At 54.6% G+C, this 280-nt stretch carries 1 protein-coding gene; it reads right to left on the bottom strand.

Translation table 11 applies throughout. From position 1 onward, the window contains the following. On the bottom strand, positions 1 to 280 hold a 280-nt coding region (locus ACYP03_RS25850; protein WP_459782655.1), incomplete at both ends, for an AAA family ATPase.

Raw genomic sequence — 280 nt, 5'->3', positions numbered from 1 at the left:
GGCGGTGACCACGGATTTCCGCTTCATCACGTACCCCACCCAAGGCCATACGCACATATTTGCGACCAGTGGCAGCAGCAATGGACTGTCCCAGAGAGGTTTTACCGACACCGGGAGGGCCAACCAGGCACAGGATCGGGCCTTTCAGCTTATTGATACGGCTCTGAACGGCTAAGTACTCAAGAATGCGGTCTTTGACGCGCTCCAGACCATAGTGATCGGCATTGAGGATCTCTTCCGCTTTAGCCAGATCTTTCTTGACCTTGGTACGCTTGTGCCA

The organism is Photobacterium sp. R1, from assembly GCF_054600795.1.
The sequence above is the reverse complement of the archived record's forward strand: the minus strand, read 5'-3'. Positions and strand labels throughout refer to the sequence as shown.